Genomic DNA, 21,026 nt, shown 5'->3' with positions numbered 1-21,026 from the left:
GCTGACCTTTAAGCGCGCCAAACACGGCCGCTCTGAGCAGAAGTGGCTGCCAGCGAGAATCTCTTTCCCGCCTTCCGCATGCTCATTTGCCCTTCTTCATCGCGCTTTTCCAGTCGGCTTCAAACTTTTCAATCCCTTGATCCGTCAGGGGATGGCGAACGATCTGTTCCAACACTTTGTAAGGCACTGTCGCAATATGGCTGCCGGCCAAAGCCGCCTGGGTCACATGCATAGGGTGACGAATGCTGGCCGCGATGATTTCGGTGTCGATGCGATGCGTATCAAAAATCGCGGATACTTGTTCAATCAACTGCATGCCGTCTTGGCTGATATCATCCAAGCGTCCCACAAACGGGCTTACAAACGTTGCCCCGGCACGTGCTGCCATCAACGCTTGGTTGGCGGAAAAGATGAGCGTGACATTGGTTTTAATGCCTTTTTTCGAGAAATGATGAACCGCCTTCAACCCTTCAATGGTCATGGGGATCTTGATGGTGATCTTTTCGGAAAGACGGGCGAGTTTCTCCCCCTCCTCAATCATGCCCCGGGCCTCGCGGCTCATCACTTCGGCGCTCACCGGCCCATCCACAATGGTCAAGATTTCGGACAGCACTTCTTCAAATACACGGCCGGACTTGGCTACCAAGCTGGGATTGGTCGTCACTCCGGCCAATAATCCCCATTCGTTCACTTGGCGAATCTCATCTACGATGGCGGTATCCAAGAAAAACTTCATGTCTCCATCCCCTTCGTTAATAACTGAATGATTGGGCAAAAGCCCGGGCCGACTGTACCTGGCCCAGGGCGAAATTAAGCTTTGCCGGAGCTTCCAAACAGGCGCATTTTGCCTTTAACCACTTCTTTAATCGCTTCACGGGACGGTCCCAAGTATTTGCGCGGATCGATCATGTCCGGATTTTTGTCAAGCAGTTCCCGGATCACTTGCACTTGGGCTACTTGGTTTTCCGTGTTCACATTGATTTTGCCCACACCGAGGGAAACGGCCTTCTTGATCGATTCATCCGGTACACCCGAACCGCCGTGCAGCACGATGGGCGCATCGATGTTGCTGGCCACTTTCTCGATGATGTCGTAACGGATTTTTGGCTCGCCTTTGTACATACCGTGAGCCGTACCAACAGCAATCGCCATCGCGTCTACGCGGGTTTCTTCCCAGAAGCGGATAGCTTGTTCCGGATTGGCCAAGGTCGCATCCTCTTCTGCCACATCCAGATCGTCTTCCACTCCACCGATGGTACCCAATTCACCTTCTACAGAAACACCGACGGCATGGGCGGCTTCGACCACTTTTTTGGTCAAACGAATATTTTCTTCAAACGGATAGTGTGATCCGTCAAACATTACGGAGGAGAAACCAGCCCGGATACACTTCATAACCATCTCAAAGCTGCTGCCGTGGTCAAGGTGCAAGGCAATCGGCAGTCCGGATTCCTCAGCAGCCACTTTCGCAAGGGCAACGATGTTGTTTAGCCCAACATAGCGGATGGCCCCTTCACTTGCACCGAAAATAAGCGGGGAGCGCTCCTCTTTAGCAGCCTCAGTGATCGCCTGGAAATATTCCAGGTTGTTCACGTTAAACTGCCCCACCGCAAATCCTTCTTTTTTTGCCTGAGGTAAAAAATGATTCATTGATACAAGCGGCATGTGAAAGCCTCCTTCAAAAAGATAAACTTATTGTGTCATTTCGACATTATAACACTACGAATTCGAATTGGGTAATTGCATCAATAAAAGTTATTGCGGGTGAGGTGTAAGATCTGCCGCGCTTCTTGCGGTGTGGCGACTGGTCTTCCCAATTCCGTGGCCAGCCGGACGACCCGTTCCACCAATTGGGTATTGGTGGCCAGCTCCCCTTTTCTGTAATAAATATTATCCTCCAAACCCACGCGGACATGCCCACCCCACAGGATGCCAAGTGTTGCCATCGGCAATTGCGCGCGGCCCACACCAGCTACGCTCCATGTCGCTCCTTCCGGCAACTGGCGCATCAAGTGCAGCAGGTTTTCCGGCGTCGCGGGGATGGCTCCAGGCACACCCATTACAAAATCGAAGTGGAGATGTCCCGTGAAGAAGCCGCGTTCTACCAAACGGAGCGCATTGGCCACCATGCCCACGTCAAAAATTTCAAATTCGGGCCGGACACCGTATCGCTCAAACTCCTCCGCAAACAATTGAAGTTGCTCCGGTGAATTCATGAACACCTCATTCCCAAAGTTGACCGTGCCCGTGGTGAGCGTAGCCATCTCAGGCCGAAGTGACAATGGTTGCAACCTCTCTTTTGACGACATACCCACCGCCCCACCAGTGGAAACTTGGATGATGGCATCCGTGTGTCGTTCGATTCCCTCTATCACTTCGCGGTAAATCTCTTTATCTTGTGTAGGCCGTCCCTCCGCATCCCGCACATGCAGGTGAATGATCGAGGCGCCAGCCTGGCACGCTTCCACCGCCGCCTGCACAATCTCATCCGGAGTCACCGGCAAATGAGGCGTATCCTCTTTGGTCACTTCCGCTCCGACCAAAGCCGCTGTGATCACTAACTTTTGCATGATGTATATCCCCCTCCCAACACAAAAAAAACCAGCCTATCGTTCTTTTGGTACCACACACGTGCCAGAAGCACGGGCTACCAAAAGGGGCTGTTCAAGTACGCGCGCTGCGTACGGACGGGCGGGATCTGTTCCCGCTTCAATCACCTTGTACGCCTCAAACGTCATTTTCCGACTGGTGTTGCCGACTTTCTCCAAACGGCCAACCGCTTCAACAAAATCGCCTGCATACAGCGGCGCCAGAAATTCAACCATATCGTAAGCTACAAACAACCCTTCATCCCCATCATGCCTGATCAATATCTCCGTGGCCGCATCGCCGAACAGCGACATGATTTTGGCACCATCCACCAAATTCCCGCCATAGTGCGCGTCCGCTTGGCTAAGGCGCAAGCGGATCTTCGATTCTATCATGCTGTCTCTTCCCTCTCTCCGCGTTGAATTCATGAAGCCAAATGCCGGATTACTTCTGAACGCAATTCCTCAATGTCAAACGGTTTGGTGAAATGGGTCAGCGCTCCAAGACGGCTCGCCTCCGCCACCATATCCAACTCTCCATACGCCGTCATCATGATCACTTTGGCCTTGGCATCAAACTTGCGCAATCGGCGCAACAACTCCAATCCATCCATTCCTGGCATTTTCATGTCCAGCAGGATGAGGTCCGGCTTTTCCATCTGAATAATCTCCAATGCTTGCTTGCCGTTGGACGCTTGATAGAAGAGGATTTGATCTTTTGAAAACACTTCTTTCAACAGCAGGCGGATGCCATATTGGTCGTCGACCACCAACACTTTTTTATCCATGCGCGACGATCCCCTCCCTTCAGCTCGGCTTTTCTCTAACTGGGTTTTATGCGGGCGTTTTTTGCAGCTCTAAACCGTTTACTCATTTGCTTCACGCGTGACAAGGCGCTCACATGGAAAAGGTTTTTCCGCGATTTGTCAGACACGCCCTAGGTCTATTAGTTTATCTTAGTGAATATGTATGACTATTATTTTTTATCGGCAACGCTATTTCCTGCAAAGAAGCAAAAAAAACATGAAAATCGGTTTCAATCATTTCGGTTTTCTATCAAATCTCGAACATGTTACTCTATTCATAGTTGGCAAGCGTGCTGACGACATCGCTCGCGCCGCAACCTTGGCAGCGATAAAGGAGGAAAGCCATGCAATTTACCTATCAAATTGAATTTAACGCACCCATTGAAGAGGTATTTCATTGGCTGGTGGACCCTCAACAACAACAAGAGTGGAAAACCGAGCTGCTGGAGACCAAATGGCTGGAGCTTTACAATCCGGAGAATCCGGTTGGCATTCGGTTCACCCAAACCGTGCGCCAAGGCAAAAACACCTTGGAGCTCGATGGGGAAGTGATCGAATATTATCATCCGAACATATACGGGGTGAAGATAAATAAAGGTTCTCTCTCTGAAGAAATCATCTATCGGCTGGAACCCCTGACATCCAAGCAATGCCGCCTACACTTCAAGTGCACAGTCCAATCTCGGACAGCGGCGTCAAAACCAAAGGAATGGTTCGCCTTCCTGCCTTCCCGCTTTCATCATGTCAAACAATTGCAACGTCTGAAGCAACAAATAGAGCAATAAGCCAACCTCCTACATCCACCGCCGAACGCAGGCAACGGGCCCCATGTACTGGATGGCGACACCCCTGCGCCCTCACCCCTGCCCGCTGCCGAAGTTCGGCATTCACATCCCCGCTGGCCCAGGCGCAATGCCAACCAGTTTCCCCTGTGTGAGCTTCATCCGCCCCTTTCAAATTTTACGCGCAATCTATCATTTTTTATGACAATAAACCTCTTTATTGTCATTATCTTGTCATCATTAGACGGCTCAGAATGTATTATGATTGAGTAGATATCATTTCTCAAGGGCATTACCTCTTTCCTATAAAAACCACCTGTTATCATCATATATAAAATTAGATATAAAGGACGATGGGCATGAATTTGTGTAAACGCAAAAACACTTTACGGCTTTCACTATTCGCTGCCTTCTCCATTCTCACCATGTCCTTGTTGGGCTGTTCTTTGGTGTCCATCGTGTCCGCAGAAAACAAGCCACAAAAAATCTTGGACACCAGCACGCCAAAACCAAAACCAGTCGCAATCTATTTCGTGCCACACGCGGATGACGAATTGCTCTCCATGGGAGCGGACATCGTCAACCACCAACGCATGGGCTATGACATCCAGATGATATTGGCTAGCCCCGGTGAGCACAGTGGAGCCCGGTTCGTGGTCAACGGCTTCCGAGAAATGTGGGAAGGGAAAAAGAAAGTGAAGCATCCCGTCTTCTGCCATTGGCACAACACGTATCACAGTGCTGATGAACTAAGAGATCCAGATCATTATTTGGATACAAAAGAGTTTGGCGATGCGAGAATTCGCGAATTTTATGAAGTCGCCCGACGCTTAGGCATCCCCAAAGAAAACACCCACACCTATGAATTAGTCAACGGCAAATTTACCGAAGAAGGGCTACGCGCCATTTACGATGAATTCATCGCCCGGTATCCGCATGCGATTTTCCGCACCATGAGTCCGTACGATTATCACCCTGATCATGCAATGATGGGCAAAGTGCTTATGAAGTATGAAAAAGAAGGGAAAATCGATCCCACGGATACGGCTTATTTTCTATCCATTTATAAAACTCGGTTCACCAAGTTCGGCAAGTTGCCTGTTGAGTTAATAAAGGTAGGGCCGATGGGCAAAGACGAAGCAAAGCGTCTGCAACACGCTGCAGAAGTGTACAGCCTATGGGAACCGCTGAAAGGGTGGCTGGCGCTGGGTTACCATAGCGTTCCACAACAATTCGACTCTTACTTTAGAGATAAATCGATGATCATGCATTATTGATCTACGAGGGTCCCCTTCATCTGAAAGGGGACTCTTTTTACGCACACAAACACTCGCAACCTGAGGGTCAGAAGCAGTGGTGTCACCGTCTGCTCGGTCTTTTCACTGCTAAAATGACGAGCGTTTTTACACCATCATGCCGCTATTCCCATTTTCCTTAAAATGGATTATGATGAAAAGTAATGAATCTTCATAATTCGACATTGACTCGCGAAAAAGGAAGATGGGCATGAAACGAGCTGCTGGAGTGAAACAAAAACGCAAGGTTATCTTCTGGTTAACCCTCATTCTGATCAATCTCGCCATGGTTGGTTTCTTTTTGGGCAAAATCGTGGCCGCGCAAAGCCGCCCGATCCCCCACTCCGCACCCGCGAACCAACCGAAACCACGCCCGGTGGCTATTTATTTTGTGCCCCATGCCGATGACGAAATCCTGTCCATGTCACCAGATATCGTCAATCGGCAACGGATGGGTTACGAAGTTCACTTGGTGTTGATGAGCGGCGGCGAACACAGCGGAGCCCGCTTCGTGATCAACGGCTTCCGCGAAGTGGCAAGAAAAGGCAAAGTGGTCAAAATCCCCGTCTATTGCGTTTGGCACAACACTTATCACAGCGCGCTTGACGTCAATGACCCCGACGGCTACTACAGCCCACAGGATCTAGCCCGTGACCGGGTGAGGGAGTTTTACGCAGCGGCGGAGCGACTGGGCATTCCCCGCAACCGCGTACACGTGCGCAGTCTGGTCAACGGACGTTTTACAGAACGCGCTGTACGCCAAGTGTACGATTTCTTTTTGTCCCGCTACCCCCACGCCATTTTCAGAACGATGAGCCGGTATGATTATCACCGTGACCATGCGTTTTTGGGGCAGATCATGCGTCAATATGAATTGGAAGGAAAAATTAAACCCACGGACACCGTTTATTTCCTGTCCATATATAAGTCCCGTTTCACCAAACGCCGCCCACCCGTGGAAACCGTACAACTCAAGGTGATCGACCCCCGGGATCGCAACAAAATCCTGGAAGCCGCCCGGATTTATCTACGTTGGGAACCCAGCCACGGTTGGCATGCGTTGGGACTACACAGTGTTCCTCACCAATTTGAGTCATTCATGAAAAACATCCGCGTGGAAGCCCATTTTGACAGCTAGGCATACCCAGCGATGATGTACGGTGGCTTCTTCGCTTGTCCATCGGCGTTTATTGGCAAAAATAATTACATCTCACACGAGTCAATGTGATTGGCCCGTCACGCCCCAAACGGCAGCAGAAGCGGTTGGGAAACGGTCGTCGCTTCCGTCGCCAGGCCCTAGCAAGCAGACGCTTGCTTTTTTTATTGGCAACATCCAGCGCCCAATTTCCCTTTTTATTCTATGAAAATGTGTATCTGCTCCTATCAAATAGAGAACTAATCTCATAAATTAGAATATCTCTATTGAAAGGAGTAGAAATATGGCTACTTTCTTTGAAGCTACCACGCAAAAAAATAAGCTTTCTAAGTTAGTGTCGAGCCACAGCGATGTGCATGGGATTGGTGTGGGATATGCCAATCCGCGAAAACCGTCCCAAGGAGCCAGCACCATTGTTTATGTTGAGCGAAACATTTCTCCAAAGCGGCTAGCCACTCTGAAAGCCTCCATGGAACGAACCGTTGGCACCGCATCCAACGTTCCGATCCGTTTCGTTAAAAGTGGAGGGTTCTACTCAGACAAATTGGTTGCAGCCCAACCTATCTTTCAAACCCGGTTGCGTCCCGTCCCCGGCGGTGTCAGTGTGGGTACATCCACTGCCGGCACCGGCACGGCGGGAGTGATTACCGTCAATTTCCCCAATCCGTCGCGCCTGTTTGTGCTGAGCAACGCCCATGTGCTCAACCCGACCAATGACACCTCTTTTCATGAAGTGATTCAGCCGGGCCGATCGGATGGCGGGCGGCCGGGAACGGACCGCATCGGCAGAACCTTCCAATCGGTGATTATTAGCACAACGTCTGTCAATTTCTTGGATGCTTCCGTCGCCATTGCCGACCAAAACAGCCTGTTGGACCCCCGTTATCTGTTGGGCAACACAGGGCAACGGATTATATTGGCGGGCCATTACATCAGCTACCCTGTGGGAACACGCCTCAAGAAGACGGGGCGCACGTCGGGATTCGGCACAGGGACAGTAGAATCTATCAACGCGACAACGCGCATCCAATACTCATTCGGGATCGGCATGTTTGAAAACCAAACCATCGTTCGGGGTGATGGCGTCGTAGGAGGCCCTGGTGATTCCGGTTCCGTCTGGATCGGGGAAACGAACAATCTCGCCGCTGCTGTTCATTACTCGTCCACTTCCAACATGACCCGTTCGTTGTGCTTCCCCATTCAATTCGCCATGCAGACGTTCGGGATGAGAATCGCCGTTCCAGCTACCTCTTCCTCCAGACCGGAAGCCGGCTCCCTCAAAGGTGCCCCGAGAAAAAGCTTTGCTTATACGCAACCCCTCACCCAGAGGGAATTGGAACAAATCAACGTGGTCAAAGCGAAAAGAAGATCATAATCATCCAATACGCTCACATGCTCGCTTCCCAGTAGGCGAGCTTTTTTGTTTGGATGCACAAAACAACCTTCACAAAGCGGAAGGTTGCCGGTGTTTAGTCCAATTGCTTCTCAAACGCCATGTGCGGATCGTCGCTACCTCTAAGGTAAATGATCCCCTTTTGTTCATACTCATTCACCATATAGAGCCGCATCGCTTTTTCATTCTTGATCTGCGTGTCCAATCGGATGCTGGTGTACCCGTGCTCCTTGGCAAACCGTTCGATCTCCCCCATCAAAATGCGGGATACTCCCCTTCCCTGGATAGCCGGGTTGACGCACAATCGATGCACCACCAAAAAACGTCCAGATTGATCTGACCAAGAAACCTTTTCATAGGCATCCTCGTATTCCTGATCCAACACGACGACAGCCGCCACCCGATCTTCATCAAGCAGGGTGTAGAGATTTCTCTTCTGAATGTCGTCCTTAACCTGTTCTTCGCTGGGATAATCATCCGCCCATTGGGTAATGCCTTGCTCATTCATCTTGCGTGTCGCATGCCGGTAAATCTCCAAGATCTCATCCAACTGATCCAAATGTGCATGAACTAACCGCATGTTGCATCTTGCCTCCCTCGCTTCAACCCGCAGAATCTATCTCTAGGGTTCCACCAGGGAGAAAGAACATACCAAACATGCGCCCCTCTCCGGCATTACATTAACACCATTCCGACGGCGGACACGACCGCAATCACCAACCCTACCCCCATGAACAGAATCACAATGCCATACCCTTTTTGATTTAGGTGCATGAATGTAAAGAGCTGCAACACTACCTGAATCGAAGCCGAAATGATCAGCACCCAAAAAATGGCCGTTTTGGATTCAACCAGTCCTCCGCCGACCACGATGAACGCAATCGCCGTGAACAAAATCATCCATACAAACGAGAGGACATAGCGCCATGCCGTTTCCGGTTTTTCCTTCGGTTTCACTGGCCGCTGGGTTTGCGGCTGCAATTGCGGTTCCATTCCAACCACCTCGCCTTTTCTCCTTTTTATTTCATTATAATGAATTTTCTAATCATAAGCGATAAAAATGATCATCCATCGGGATGCCCCGGTTTTTCACCATGATCCGCCCTGATCGCTTGATGGATGCAAGCGTATTTAACAGAATCCCCTTCCCGATCGTGTTGGAGTCATTTATAATATAAAAACGAGGAATGCAAGACAATAACATAGGGATATCCTTCGGGGCAGGGTGAAATTCCCGACCGGCGGTGATGGGAAATGCGTTTCCCTAAGCCCGTGACCCGCTTACAAGCGGTGGATTCGGTGTGATTCCGAAGCCGACAGTATAGTCTGGATGGGAGAAGGATGATGACGCGTACGAAAATCAAGGTACACGACCCAGGGTGGAGTCTGCCCTTTTACAATAAAATGGGTTGTTTGCACCTTTCTTTCTGATACCCCGAAGATGGACACACCATCTTTCGGGGTTTCTTACCTTTTTCAGGCCTTCGTACCCGTTGTCATCAGAAGCACAAATAAGGGAGCGTGTTCTGATGCAACGATCGCAAGCACTGACAAAAATGATCTTTTTATCTTTGATGGCGGGCATCGCATTTATCTTACAAAAACTAGAATTTCCGTTGCCCGGCTTCCCAACGTTTTTAAAAATTGATTTCAGCGAAGTCCCTGCCTTAATCGCAGGACTTCTCTATGGGCCGTTGGCCGGGGTGTTGGTGGAGTTCTTCAAGAACTTCCTACACTTCCTCTTCAGCGGCAGTGAAACCGGCATTATCCCTGTCGGGCAACTGTCTAATTTCCTCGCCGGCAGCGTCTTTGTCGCTGTCACTTCCATCATCGCTCGCAAAGTGGGAGAATTGAAAGGGCTCATATACGGCTTGGCCACCGCCACGGTGATCAGCGCGGTCGTCATGACTTCGGCCAATTGGTATGTCTTCTTCCCGCTTTACAGCAAACTGATCCATTGGACAGTATCCGGTTCACAAAAATTCGCCTTAATCATGTTTGGTATCGCCCCGTTTAACTTGCTTAAAGGCGTACTTGTGACCGCGATTTTCATACCGCTTTATTTGAAATTACAACCCCATCTAAAACGGCGCTTAAGCTTCAGAACAGCGCCTTGACCATAGAAAAAACCCAGTCAAACAGGGAACATCCCGCTTGACTGGGTTTTTGTCGCCTGGGACGCGGACAGAGCAGATGGTTCCTAATCCCATTTGGCTGTTAAAATTAGGCATTCACATGCTCTTTTAGTTTCGCGTTTAGCGCGGCCGTCACAAACCCGCGGAAAAGCGGTTGCGGACGGTTAGGACGAGAGATGAACTCTGGATGGAATTGGGACGCGACAAACCAAGGGTGATGAATGTACTCCACAATTTCCACCAACCGGCCGTCTGGCGAGGTGCCGGAAAAGCGGTAACCCACTTTTTCCATCTCTTCGCGATACTCGTTGTTAAACTCATACCGATGGCGATGGCGCTCGTACACCAGATCCGTGCCATACGCTTGGTGAGCCACGCTGCCTGGTGTAAGCTTACACGGATAAAGGCCGAGGCGCATGGTACCGCCTTTTTCTTCAATCTCCTTTTGCTCAGGCAGAATGTCGATAATCGGATAAGGGGTGGACGGATCGATTTCCGAACTATTGGCCCCCTCCAGCCCAAGCACATGGCGGGCACCCTCAACGCAAGCCATCTGCATGCCTAGGCAAATGCCCAAGAAAGGAATGTTGTTTTCGCGAGCGTAGCGGGTAGCGGCAATTTTCCCTTCGATGCCGCGGTCGCCGAATCCGCCCGGCACCAGAATCCCGTTCACATCCCCTAACAGCTGAGCGGCATTCTCATCGGTCACTTCTTCAGCATTGATCCACTTGACCTCAATATCGGTGTCGCGCTCAAACCCGGCATGGCGTAACGCTTCCACCACGCTCATATATGCGTCGTGTAACGCGACGTATTTACCAACAATGGCAATGCGGGTGGTGTGCGCCAAATTTTTCACTTTATTGACCAGCTTGATCCAATCAGTCATGTCTGCTTGGCCGCATTCTAAGCCCAAGTGGTCGACCACAATTTGGTCAAACCCTTGTTCTTGCGCCATCAAAGGCACTTCATACAATGTTTCCGCATCGCACATTTCAATAACGGCTTCACGATCAATGTCGCAGAAAAGAGCGATCTTCTGTTTGATTTCTTCAGCCAACGGATATTCGGTGCGGCAGACGATGACATTGGGCTGAATCCCGATGCTGCGCAATTCTTTGACCGAGTGTTGCGTCGGTTTGGTTTTCAATTCGCCGCTAGCTCTCATCAACGGCACCAACGTGCAATGGATGTACATGACGTTTTCACGGCCCACATCACTCTTAATCTGGCGAATCGCTTCTAAGAATGGCAAGCTTTCGATGTCGCCAACGGTACCACCGATCTCAGTGATAACCACATCGGCACCTGTCTCGCGCGCCGCCCGGAAAACGCGATCCTTGATTTCGTTGGTGATGTGCGGAATCACTTGCACCGTCCCACCCAGATAATCGCCGCGGCGCTCTTTATTGATGACGGCAGAATAGATTTTCCCCGTCGTAACATTGCTGTTTTTGCTCAGATTGATATCAATGAAACGCTCATAGTGGCCGAGGTCGAGATCAGTCTCCGCACCGTCGTCGGTCACAAACACTTCGCCATGTTGGTATGGGCTCATCGTGCCCGGGTCGACGTTGATATATGGATCAAACTTTTGGATCGTCACTTTGAGCCCCCGGTTTTTCAACAATCTCCCCAATGCGGAAGCCGTGATACCTTTGCCAAGGGAGGATGCCACGCCTCCAGTCACAAAAATGTATTTAGCCATGTTTTATCTTCCTCCTGTATCTAAGGATGCCCCTATTCGCTTAAAGCATTTCAAAATCTCGCGTTCAGGCCCGCAACCATTTTTCTCAATCGCTTCACTTGTTTACGAGGCACTCACTGAAAAAAGGTTGGTTGCCTGTCGTAGCGGTTGAAAATACCGCACAAAATAGAAAAGAGCGCCCCCGAATGCAGGGGCGCTCTTTTCATTTCCGTTCATAATGAGCCCAAAAAATAATTTATCTCACATACCTTTATTTGTCAAGGATTAAAGCGCGTCTTCCTCGTCATCTTCTACGTCTTCGTCTGGCAATGCATCCTCATCACCGTCAAAAGGCGTATCTTTGTCGGCATAAGGCACCTCGATATCATCCAATTCATCCAGGCCGGCATTTCCGTAATCCTCGTCATCCGCATCAAACAATTCTTCATCCAATTCTTCGTCTAAATAATCGTCTTTCACGTTCATGGCCACAGCGGAATCGGTTGCCTGCTCGGTCGAATACCATTCCCTCAAGCCCCAAGTGCCTCTGCCCACACAAACGAAGCGTCCGTCAATATTGATTTCCGTATACAATTGCGCGATATATTGTTCAACTTCCTCTTGGGTAAATTCCTTTTTCTTCGCAACTTCCGCCATGATGTCTCTATATTGCATCGCGTCGCCTCTTTGTTTGAGCAGATCGTACGCTAGATCAACCATCGACGTTTCTTTGATCTTTTCTAAAGCGAGGTTGTCATTCAACCTGGACACATCCTTCCCTCAGGGCGAAGTCCACAAAATCCCTATGTTTCTCGTACAACTATTTTATCCAAAAAACGGTTGAAGTCAACCAATCTTCCTAAAAAACATCCCCACGTATGGAAAAAGCCCGGCATCCATCAAAGAATGCCGGGCGCAAACAAGTAGGCTTGCGCGGCTCTCAATCTCGGGCTACCTAAGCTCTTGCCCACAGGGCTGAAAGCAAAGGAACCGATCTACATGTTTCGCCGATATTGTCCGCCCACCTCATACAAGGCGTGGGTAATTTGCCCAAGGCTCGCCACTTTCACCGTTTCCATCAACTCCGCGAACAAGTTGCCACCGCTTCGAGCCACTTCCTTCAACCGTTCCAGCGCTTCCGTCGTCTCGTTGCGGTGCGCCTGTTGAAACGCCCTCAGCCGGTCGATTTGCGCTTGCTTCTCTTCCGGTGTAGCCCGGGTTAATTCGATCTCTACCGTTTCTGCCGGCGGATTGGGATTTTCAAAGGTGTTCACGCCGATAATCGGCAATTCGCCCGAGTGCTTTTTCGTTTCATAATACAACGATTCCTCTTGAATCTTGCCGCGCTGGTACTGCGTTTCCATCGCTCCCAGCACGCCGCCCCGGTCGCTGATCCGCTCAAACTCCTTTAACACCGCTTCTTCCACCAAATCGGTCAATTCGTCAATGATGAAGGAGCCTTGCAACGGATTTTCATTTTTAGCCAAGCCCAATTCCCGGTTGATGATCAATTGGATCGCCATGGCTCTACGCACCGATTCCTCGGTTGGCGTGGTAATCGCTTCGTCATAAGCGTTGGTGTGGAGCGAATTACACTGGTCGTAAATAGCCATCAACGCTTGCAATGTGGTGCGAATATCATTGAAGTCGATCTCCTGGGCGTGCAGTGAACGGCCGGACGTTTGGATATGATACTTCAACTTTTGGCTACGCTCATTGCCCTTATAGAGATGCTTCATCACTATCGCCCACACCCGACGGGCGACGCGGCCGATCACGGAATATTCGGCATCCAATCCGTTGCTGAAAAAGAAGGACAAGTTGGGGGCGAATTGGTCGATCTTCATGCCTCGGCTTAAATAATACTCCACATACGTGAAGGCATTGGCCAAGGTGAACGCCAGCTGGGTAATGGGATTGGCACCCGCTTCGGCAATATGGTAACCGCTGATACTGACCGAATAATAATTGCGAATCCCATGCTCAATAAAATACTCCTGAATGTCCCCCATCATCTTCAAGGCAAACTCTGTTGAAAAAATGCAGGTGTTTTGCCCTTGGTCTTCTTTCAAAATATCGGCTTGTACCGTTCCCCGCACACTGCGTAGCGTCTCTGCTTTGATTTGCTCCCTCTCTTCCGCTGACGGTTCCCGGCCCTCCCGTTCCCGGAATCGATCCACTTGTTGGGCAATAGCGGTGTTAAAATACATAGCCAAGATGATGGGCGCGGGCCCGTTGATCGTCATCGACACACTGGTGTTGGGCGCGCACAAATCAAAGCCAGCATACAGCTTTTTCATATCTTCCAGCGTGCAGATGCTCACCCCGGATTCCCCGATTTTCCCGTAGATGTCGGGCCGTTCGGCAGGGTCCTCCCCATACAGGGTCACGCTGTCAAACGCAGTGGACAAGCGTTTGGCTGTATCATTCTTAGATAAGTAATGAAAGCGCTTGTTGGTGCGCTCAGGCGTTCCTTCTCCCGCAAATTGCCGCTTCGGGTCCTCATCAGCCCGCTTGAATGGAAACACACCCGCGGTGAAGGGGAAATGACCTGGCAGGTTCTCTTTGCGGAACCACCGCAACAAGTCGCCCCAATCCTTTAGCTTAGGCAGGGCCACTTTGGGGATACGCGAGCCAGCCAATGTTTCCGTGAAGAGGGGCACCCGCAACTCCCGATCCCGCACTTTGGTGATAAACACGTCTTGCCGATACGCCTCTTGCACTTTTGGCCAATCCGCCAACGCCTTTTTGCTCTCTGGCGCCAACCGCTCTTCGATTTCCCTGATTTTGGCCGAGAGCCGCTCATTGAGATCATCGTCTTCCGCAAGCAACGCTTTGGTTCCTTCCAGCTGGTACAATTGGGTGGCCAGCTGAGCCTGCTCCTCGGATTCCGCATGGTATTTGCGAACGGTAGCCGCGATCTCGCGCAGATAGTGCGTCCGCTCCGGCGGAATGATGGCGCGCCCCTTGGTCACATCATCCTCGGTGCCATCCCACGTCGTTTGCCAAGCGAGCGAACATTTCTCATTGATTTTTTCAATCAGTGCCCGGTAGAACCGATTTGTCCCCGGATCATGGAACCGGCTAGCCATGGTGCCATAGACAGGAATCGCTTCATCCGGCGCGTCAAACAGCCCGTGATTGCGACGGAATTGTTTTTTGACGTCGCGCAAAGCGTCTTCCGAACCTTTGCGGTCAAATTTGTTAATGGCGACCAGGTCAGCGTAATCCAGCATCTCAATCTTCTCCAGTTGGGAGGGGGCACCGAATTCAGAGGTCATCACATACAAGGACACATCGCTGATCCCTACTACATCGGCGTTGCCTTGCCCAATTCCGCTGGTTTCAACGATGATCAAATCATATGCGGCTCGTTTCAACACTGCGATGGCATCCCGGATGCCGGCGCTCAACTCCGAACGCGTTCTCCTTGTGGCCAAGCTCCGCATATAAACGCGCGGATGGTGAACCGCGTTCATGCGGATGCGGTCACCCAGCAAGGCGCCTCCCGTCTTTTGCTTGGAGGGGTCCACTGAGAGTACCGCCACTTTTTTATCAGTGAAGTCCTCAACAAAACGCCGTACCAATTCATCGGTCAAAGAGCTTTTCCCCGCTCCCCCCGTGCCAGTGATCCCCACCACAGGAATCACTTTGTCCACCGGTGGTTGGAGGCGCAATTCATCCAGCGCCTGGCGGAGATAATCGAGCCCTCCATCCGCCTCGGCCACTTCTTCCGCTGCTGTGATGAGACGCGCAATCGCTTGCGTGTTCCCTTCAGAAAGGGCATCCATTTCCCATGTGATCTCGCCGACCGTCGGAAAGTCGGTTTCGCGCACCATGGTATTGATGATCCCCTGCAAGCCCAACTGGCGGCCATCGTGCGGGGAAAAGATGCGAGCGACGCCATACGCCTCCAACTCTTTTATTTCCTGGGGAATAATGACGCCCCCGCCTCCCCCGAACACCTTGATGTGCCCAGCACCCCGCTTCCTTAACAAATCGACCATATATTTGAAAAACTCCATATGGCCTCCTTGGTAAGATGACACCGCGATGCCTTGGACATCCTCTTGGATTGCCGCTTCCACAATCTCATCTACGGAACGGTTGTGACCCAGATGGATTACTTCCACCCCTGATGCCTGCAACAGGCGACGAAACAAGTTGATGGAAGCGTCATGCCCGTCAAACAGACTGGCTGCCGTCACAAAACGCACCGCATGTTTAGGTCGAATCACTTCTGTTTCCATCCCGCTTCCCTCCATTGGTAAACTCACCTAGCAACAACGCCATCTGCCGATCCGTGTACTCCTGCACGTCATAGTGCTTGCCGAGCGACCAGTGGCGAAATGTCCACATCTGTCCCATCACCATGATGTTATGAGCCATCAATTTGATAGAAGATGGGTCGATGCCGATCGTTCCGTCCTGCATCCCTTTATACAAAATCCTTTCAAAAAGCCCCGTGATTTCCTCTTCTTTGCTCAACACATACTTCATCTTGTCGTTCGGCAAGGACTTGGTCTCTTGGTAGATCAATAGCACCAACGGACGCATTTCATCCATCACGCGAAACAGCTGTTTCAACCCTTTGCGCAGGGATTCCATCCCCGAATCGGACTCGGTCACCACTTCCAACAGCCGCTTTTCCAAATCGGAGTGAATGTCTTCACAAACGAGATAAAGCACATCTTCTTTGCTTTGAATGTATTCATACATCGTGCCAATCGACAGCCCGCACTCCCGCGCGATTTCCCTCGTCGTGGTCTTGTGAAATCCCTTTTTCACAAACAGCCGTACCGCCCCTTCGATGATCTGCCGCCGCCGCTCCGCGATCAGGCGCTGATCCTTAATCATCGACGGGATCAGCTTGGAATTGCGTTTCAATTCGTAATTCCTCCTTTAGCCAACGGCGCGCCACCTCATGCGGGCTAATGCGTTGATCCAATGCGTCCTGGATATCCCGCCGGAAGCGGGGCGCCTGTTGTTTGGCCTTGAAACGTTCCCGCCAAGCGGAAAAAACCAAGTCGCTCACTTCTTTTTCAATGCGCGCTCTCCGCTTCTGCACCAATAAGCCATGCCCCCGCAGATGGGCATAGTGTCGCTCCGCCGCTTCCCACCAATCTTCCAACCCTTTCTCCTCTGTCGCCAACGTTTCAATGATCGGCGGGTGCCATGGGGCGTCATGCTTGGATAAAGCCAACAAATCTTGTATCTCCTGCTTTAAGCGCGATACTCCAGGAAGATCAGCCTTATTGATCACAAACAGATCGGCGATTTCCATGATTCCCGCTTTGAACACCTGCACCACATCGCCCGCCGTCGGGTTTAACACCAGTGTGACGGTATCAGCCAGATGCATGATGTCCCACTCCGCCTGCCCAACGCCCACAGTCTCGATCAAGATGACATCATACCCTGCCGCGTCCAACACACGAACTGCCTCTGAGGTGGCCTGGGCCAAACCGCCCCATCCCCCCCGGCTTCCCATGCTGCGGATGAAAACCCCCTCATCCAACGCGTGTTCGGTCATCCGCACCCGGTCCCCCAAGATGGCCCCACCAGTGAAGGGACTGGTCGGATCAACCGCCAACACCCCCACTGTTTTTCCCATGTGGCGCAACAGGCGGATCAAGGCGGCGATGAGAGTGCTTTTGCCAGCGCCCGGTGAACCAGTGACGCCGATCAATTGGGCATTGCCTGTATGGGGATACAATGCGTCTAACCACTTTTCTTTCTCGGGGTCCCCATTCTCCATCCGGCTAATCAGGCGGGCGATCTGCCGTTTGTTTCCCTCCTTGATCTGTGTCAGCCATGTCTCCATCGCCGTTCCTCCCGCTTATTTCAATAAATAATTGGCTATGACGACACGTTGGATTTCGTTGGTTCCTTCATAGATTTGCGTGATCTTGGCGTCGCGCATCATCCGCTCGACCGGATACTCCCTGGTGTACCCATATCCGCCGAAGATTTGCACTGCTTCGGTGGTCACTTGCATCGCGATATCCCCCGCATACAATTTAGCCATGGCTGAAGCCTTTCCATAAGGAAGTCCCTCGGACTCACACCAAGCCGCTTGATACGTCAGCAAACGCGCCGCTTCAATCTGTGTGGCCATATCCGCCAGCTTGAATTGGATGGCTTGCAGTTTGCTCAGCGGCTGCCCGAATTGCTTGCGCTCTTTGGCGTAATCACGGGCCGCGTCAAAGGCGCCTTGGGCGATACCTAGCGCTTGAGCAGCGATGCCGTTACGCCCACCGTCCAGCGTCATCATGGCGATTTTGAAACCTTGCCCCTCTTCCCCCAACCGCTGGCTGGCCGGAATGCGGCAATCTTCAAAAATGATTTCCGTGGTCGGTGATGACCGGATACCCAGCTTTTTCTCTTTTTTGCCGATGGAAAACCCAGGCGTGCCCTTCTCTACGATGAAAGCAGTGATGCCTTTGTGCTTCTTGGTCGGATCAGTCACCGCAAACACGACATAGATTTCCGCTTCTCCGCCATTGGTGATGAAAATCTTGTTTCCGTTGAGGATATAGTCATCCCCGTCGCGTACCGCTGTCGTTTTCATCCCGGCGGCGTCAGAGCCGGAGCCAGGCTCGGTCAACCCGTACGCGCCCAATTTGCTTCCTTTAGCAAGCGGTTTCAAAAAACGCTCTTTCTGTTCGTCAGTGCCAAACTTGTAGATGGGCCAGCTTGCTAGGGAGATGTGTGCCGACAATGTCACACCGATTGATCCACACACGCGGGACAATTCTTCCACGGCTATCACATAGCTGAGATAATCAGCCCCCGCGCCGCCCCACTGCTCTGGAAACGGAATCCCGGTCAAGCCCAACTCACCCATCTTGTCAAAAATGGACCGGTCAAACCGCTCTTCCTCATCCCGCTCTCCGGCACTCGGCGCCACTTCTTGCAAAGCGAATTCACGCACCATTTTGCGCATCATTTCATGCTCTTCTGACAATCGAAACTGCATGTTTTGCCCTCCTGATCTCTGTTATAAGGCGCGTCCGCAAAAAAACTATGTGAAAGAGGCCACAACCTGTTTGGACACGCCCGGATGGTGGATGCCACATGTGATAGCTCTCCTAAATTCCTTCCTAGTTGATCCAATATCCATATCCATAAGCAAGGATTTCTACAATCCTATCAGGACGAAAACACTTCATTGGCAATGACAAGCCGCTGAATCTCATTGGCCCCTTCATAGATTTGTGTCACCTTCGCGTCACGGAACAGCCGCTCCACTGGATATTCCCGCGTATACCCGTATCCACCAAACACTTGCACCGCCTCTGTGGTCACGCGCATGGCCACATCTGAGGCAAACATTTTAGCCATCGACGCTTCTTTCTTGCAGTTGGCCCCTTCTTCTCGCAACACGGCCGCGCGGTAAGTGAGCAAGCGAGCAGCCTCAATCTCAGTAGCCATGTCGGCCAGCTTAAACTGAATGGCTTGCAGGCGGCTGATCGTGTTGCCGAACTGCTTGCGCTCCTTGGCGTACTGAAGCGCTGCTTGATATGCCGCTGTCGCAATTCCCAGCGCTTGGGCAGCGATGCCGATCCGTCCGCCAGCCAAATTGGACAGCGCCACTTCATAGCCTTGCCCCTCTGCACCCAACCGCTGAGTAACTGGTACTTCCATCTCTTCAAAAATCAAGGCGCTGGTATTGGACCCGCCCATCCCCATCTTCTTCTCTTTTTTCCCGATGGTGAGGCCTGGGGTGTCCTTCTCCACGATAAACGCCGAGATGCCTTTGGTTCCCTTATCGGGGTCGGTCACCGCGAACACCACATACACATCCGCTTCACCCGCATTGGTGATGAACACCTTATTCCCCGACAGCACATACCGATCCCCAACGCGGCGAGCTTGCGTGTGAATGCGCGCGGCATCCGATCCGGCCTGTGGTTCGGTTAGCGCAAACGCCCCCAAGTACTCCCCCCGGGCCATCCGAGGGACATAGGTTTGCTTTTGTTCTTCCGTGCCGTATTTCAATATCGGCATCGTTCCCACAGATGTATGCACAGCCAAAATGACGCCAACTGTAGCGCTGACCTTGGATATTTCCTCCAAAGCCAAAATGTAAGACAAAAAGTCAGCTCCCGCCCCACCATAAGCTTCGGGGATGGGGATGCCCATCAGCCCAACCTCGCCCATGAGCCGGATCACTTCCCGCGGAAACTGATCTCCTTCATCCATGGACTCCAAATAAGGAGTAATCTCTTTCTCCGCAAAATCACGCACCATTCTGCGCATCATTTCTTGTTCTTCTGTTAACAGAAAGTGCATCCCTCTCCACTCCTCCTGTTGCCTCGCCTTAGCTGTATGAATAAAAGCCCCGACCGCTCTTGCGGCCCAGCCAACCCGCCTTCACATATTTTCTGAGCAACGGGCAGGGGCGGTACTTGCTGTCGCCAAACCCTTCATAAAGCGTTTCCATGATGTACAAGCAGGTATCCAAGCCGATGAAATCGGCCAACGTCAACGGCCCCATGGGATGATTCATGCCCAATTTCATCACTTGGTCGATCGCTTCTGGCGTAGCCACGCCTTCATAGACGGCGAAAATCGCTTCATTGATCATGGGCATCAAGATGCGGTTGGACACAAAACCAGGATAATCGTTCACTTCCACAGGCGTCTTGCCCATCCGTTCCGCTGCCGCCATCACCGCTTGGAATGTCTCCTCACTCGTGGCCAATCCGCGAATCACTTCTACCAACTTCATCACTGGCACGGGGTTCATAAAGTGCATACCGATCACTTGCTCCGGGCGACGGGTGGCCGCGGCAATCTCTGTGATAGGTAGGGACGAGGTGTTACTAGCCAAAATCGTATGACTCGGACAGTACTCATCCAAGCGCGTGAAGATCTCGGCTTTCACCTCCATTTTTTCCACCACGGCCTCAATGACCAAGTCGGCATCCTGACCTGCCACAGCCAGATCTGTGGTGAGCGTGATCCGTCCCAAAATGGCTTCCCGCTCCTCCGCCGACAGTTTGCCCTTCTCCACACTGCGCGACAACAAGCTTCCGATCCGTTCCAAACCGGCTTGCACACGTTCTTCTGTCGTATCAAGCAAAACCACTTGATATCCGGCTTGCGCAGCCACTTGGGCGATACCGCCTCCCATCTGGCCAGCGCCGATCACACTTACGCGTTGCAATTCCATCTCCAC

General features: G+C 51.5%; 20 protein-coding genes and 1 riboswitch. Of the genes, 5 read left to right on the top strand and 15 right to left on the bottom strand.

All coding sequences use genetic code 11. The features are described 5' to 3' along the window. Window positions 1-82 precede the first annotated feature (82 nt). From fsa to QQZ12_RS11525, 5 genes are all read right to left on the bottom strand, one after another. A complete protein-coding gene (gene fsa, locus QQZ12_RS11545; protein ID WP_132221753.1) occupies window positions 83-736 on the bottom strand; it encodes a fructose-6-phosphate aldolase in 654 nt (217 codons plus the stop codon). 74 nt (window positions 737-810) lie between these two features. Continuing rightward, window positions 811-1,665: a class II fructose-1,6-bisphosphate aldolase gene (gene fba, locus QQZ12_RS11540; RefSeq protein WP_102993658.1), complete on the bottom strand. Its 855-nt coding sequence runs from the start codon at window positions 1,663-1,665 to the stop codon at window positions 811-813. Window positions 1,666-1,745: 80 nt separating this feature from the next. After that, on the bottom strand, window positions 1,746-2,570 hold the full coding sequence (gene kce / locus QQZ12_RS11535; protein WP_102993659.1) for a 3-keto-5-aminohexanoate cleavage enzyme: 825 nt from the start codon (window positions 2,568-2,570) through the stop codon (window positions 1,746-1,748). A 36-nt stretch (window positions 2,571-2,606) separates the two neighbouring features. Then, window positions 2,607-2,984 (bottom strand): 3-aminobutyryl-CoA ammonia lyase, encoded by a 378-nt coding sequence (kal, locus tag QQZ12_RS11530; RefSeq protein WP_189318926.1) that lies wholly within the window; start codon window positions 2,982-2,984, stop codon window positions 2,607-2,609. A gap of 29 nt (window positions 2,985-3,013) precedes the next feature. Then, window positions 3,014-3,376: a response regulator gene (locus QQZ12_RS11525; RefSeq protein WP_102993660.1), complete on the bottom strand. Its 363-nt coding sequence runs from the start codon at window positions 3,374-3,376 to the stop codon at window positions 3,014-3,016. A 362-nt stretch (window positions 3,377-3,738) separates the two neighbouring features. Between QQZ12_RS11525 and QQZ12_RS11520 the strand changes: the two genes are divergently transcribed. From QQZ12_RS11520 to QQZ12_RS11505, 4 genes are all read left to right on the top strand, one after another. After that, window positions 3,739-4,179 (top strand): SRPBCC family protein, encoded by a 441-nt coding sequence (locus tag QQZ12_RS11520; RefSeq protein ID WP_102993661.1) that lies wholly within the window; start codon window positions 3,739-3,741, stop codon window positions 4,177-4,179. Between the two features lie 356 nt (window positions 4,180-4,535). Further along, window positions 4,536-5,453, top strand: coding sequence for a PIG-L deacetylase family protein (locus QQZ12_RS11515; protein WP_189318927.1), 918 nt, complete (start codon window positions 4,536-4,538; stop codon window positions 5,451-5,453). Window positions 5,454-5,682: 229 nt separating this feature from the next. Further along, complete coding sequence (locus tag QQZ12_RS11510) at window positions 5,683-6,609, top strand: PIG-L deacetylase family protein (protein WP_189318928.1); 927 nt, start codon at window positions 5,683-5,685, stop codon at window positions 6,607-6,609. Between the two features lie 301 nt (window positions 6,610-6,910). Next, entirely contained in the window at window positions 6,911-8,002 is a 1,092-nt protein-coding gene (locus QQZ12_RS11505) for a hypothetical protein (RefSeq protein ID WP_102993664.1), read from the top strand. A gap of 94 nt (window positions 8,003-8,096) precedes the next feature. Here QQZ12_RS11505 and QQZ12_RS11500 read toward each other — a convergent pair whose 3' ends face one another. Together QQZ12_RS11500 and QQZ12_RS11495 are read right to left on the bottom strand one after the other, a co-directional pair. Next, window positions 8,097-8,600 (bottom strand): GNAT family N-acetyltransferase, encoded by a 504-nt coding sequence (locus QQZ12_RS11500; protein WP_154986029.1) that lies wholly within the window; start codon window positions 8,598-8,600, stop codon window positions 8,097-8,099. 95 nt (window positions 8,601-8,695) lie between these two features. Then, a complete protein-coding gene (locus QQZ12_RS11495; protein ID WP_106341805.1) occupies window positions 8,696-9,013 on the bottom strand; it encodes a cytochrome C oxidase subunit IV family protein in 318 nt (105 codons plus the stop codon). A gap of 214 nt (window positions 9,014-9,227) precedes the next feature. Beyond that, a riboswitch (FMN riboswitch) is annotated at window positions 9,228-9,366 on the top strand. 183 nt (window positions 9,367-9,549) lie between these two features. Here QQZ12_RS11495 and QQZ12_RS11490 point away from each other — a divergent pair. Further along, window positions 9,550-10,137 carry an ECF transporter S component gene (locus QQZ12_RS11490; RefSeq protein WP_284724460.1) on the top strand — a complete coding sequence of 196 codons (588 nt, stop codon included), beginning with the start codon at window positions 9,550-9,552 and terminating at the stop codon, window positions 10,135-10,137. A gap of 106 nt (window positions 10,138-10,243) precedes the next feature. On the opposite strand, the gene pyrG is transcribed toward QQZ12_RS11490, so the two are convergent. From pyrG to QQZ12_RS11450, 8 genes are all read right to left on the bottom strand, one after another. Continuing rightward, window positions 10,244-11,863 carry a CTP synthase gene (pyrG, locus tag QQZ12_RS11485; RefSeq protein ID WP_102993668.1) on the bottom strand — a complete coding sequence of 540 codons (1,620 nt, stop codon included), beginning with the start codon at window positions 11,861-11,863 and terminating at the stop codon, window positions 10,244-10,246. Window positions 11,864-12,127: 264 nt separating this feature from the next. After that, window positions 12,128-12,604: a DNA-directed RNA polymerase subunit delta gene (rpoE, locus tag QQZ12_RS11480; protein WP_154986031.1), complete on the bottom strand. Its 477-nt coding sequence runs from the start codon at window positions 12,602-12,604 to the stop codon at window positions 12,128-12,130. 233 nt (window positions 12,605-12,837) lie between these two features. Continuing rightward, the gene (gene icmF, locus QQZ12_RS11475) at window positions 12,838-16,092 is read right to left on the bottom strand and encodes a fused isobutyryl-CoA mutase/GTPase IcmF (RefSeq protein WP_284724459.1); all 3,255 of its coding nucleotides are present in this window, start codon (window positions 16,090-16,092) and stop codon (window positions 12,838-12,840) included. Then, window positions 16,067-16,729 (bottom strand): TetR/AcrR family transcriptional regulator, encoded by a 663-nt coding sequence (locus QQZ12_RS11470; RefSeq protein WP_223247995.1) that lies wholly within the window; start codon window positions 16,727-16,729, stop codon window positions 16,067-16,069. Before QQZ12_RS11470 ends, icmF begins: the two co-directional genes overlap by 26 nt. Further along, window positions 16,692-17,666, bottom strand: a complete 975-nt coding sequence (gene meaB / locus QQZ12_RS11465; protein WP_102993671.1) for a methylmalonyl Co-A mutase-associated GTPase MeaB — start codon at window positions 17,664-17,666, stop codon at window positions 16,692-16,694. The genes QQZ12_RS11470 and meaB overlap by 38 nt, the downstream gene beginning before the upstream one ends. A gap of 15 nt (window positions 17,667-17,681) precedes the next feature. Further along, on the bottom strand, window positions 17,682-18,821 hold the full coding sequence (locus tag QQZ12_RS11460) for an acyl-CoA dehydrogenase (RefSeq protein ID WP_102993672.1): 1,140 nt from the start codon (window positions 18,819-18,821) through the stop codon (window positions 17,682-17,684). Between the two features lie 173 nt (window positions 18,822-18,994). Beyond that, on the bottom strand, window positions 18,995-20,137 hold the full coding sequence (locus QQZ12_RS11455; protein ID WP_284724458.1) for an acyl-CoA dehydrogenase: 1,143 nt from the start codon (window positions 20,135-20,137) through the stop codon (window positions 18,995-18,997). A 28-nt stretch (window positions 20,138-20,165) separates the two neighbouring features. Further along, a complete protein-coding gene (locus QQZ12_RS11450) occupies window positions 20,166-21,020 on the bottom strand; it encodes a 3-hydroxybutyryl-CoA dehydrogenase (RefSeq protein WP_102993674.1) in 855 nt (284 codons plus the stop codon). Window positions 21,021-21,026: the final 6 nt, after the last annotated feature.

This window comes from Laceyella tengchongensis, assembly GCF_900182735.1.
GTDB lineage: Bacteria > Bacillota > Bacilli > Thermoactinomycetales > Thermoactinomycetaceae > Laceyella > Laceyella tengchongensis.
Note: the sequence above shows the minus strand (reverse complement) of the source record. Positions and strands in the feature narration are given on the sequence as shown.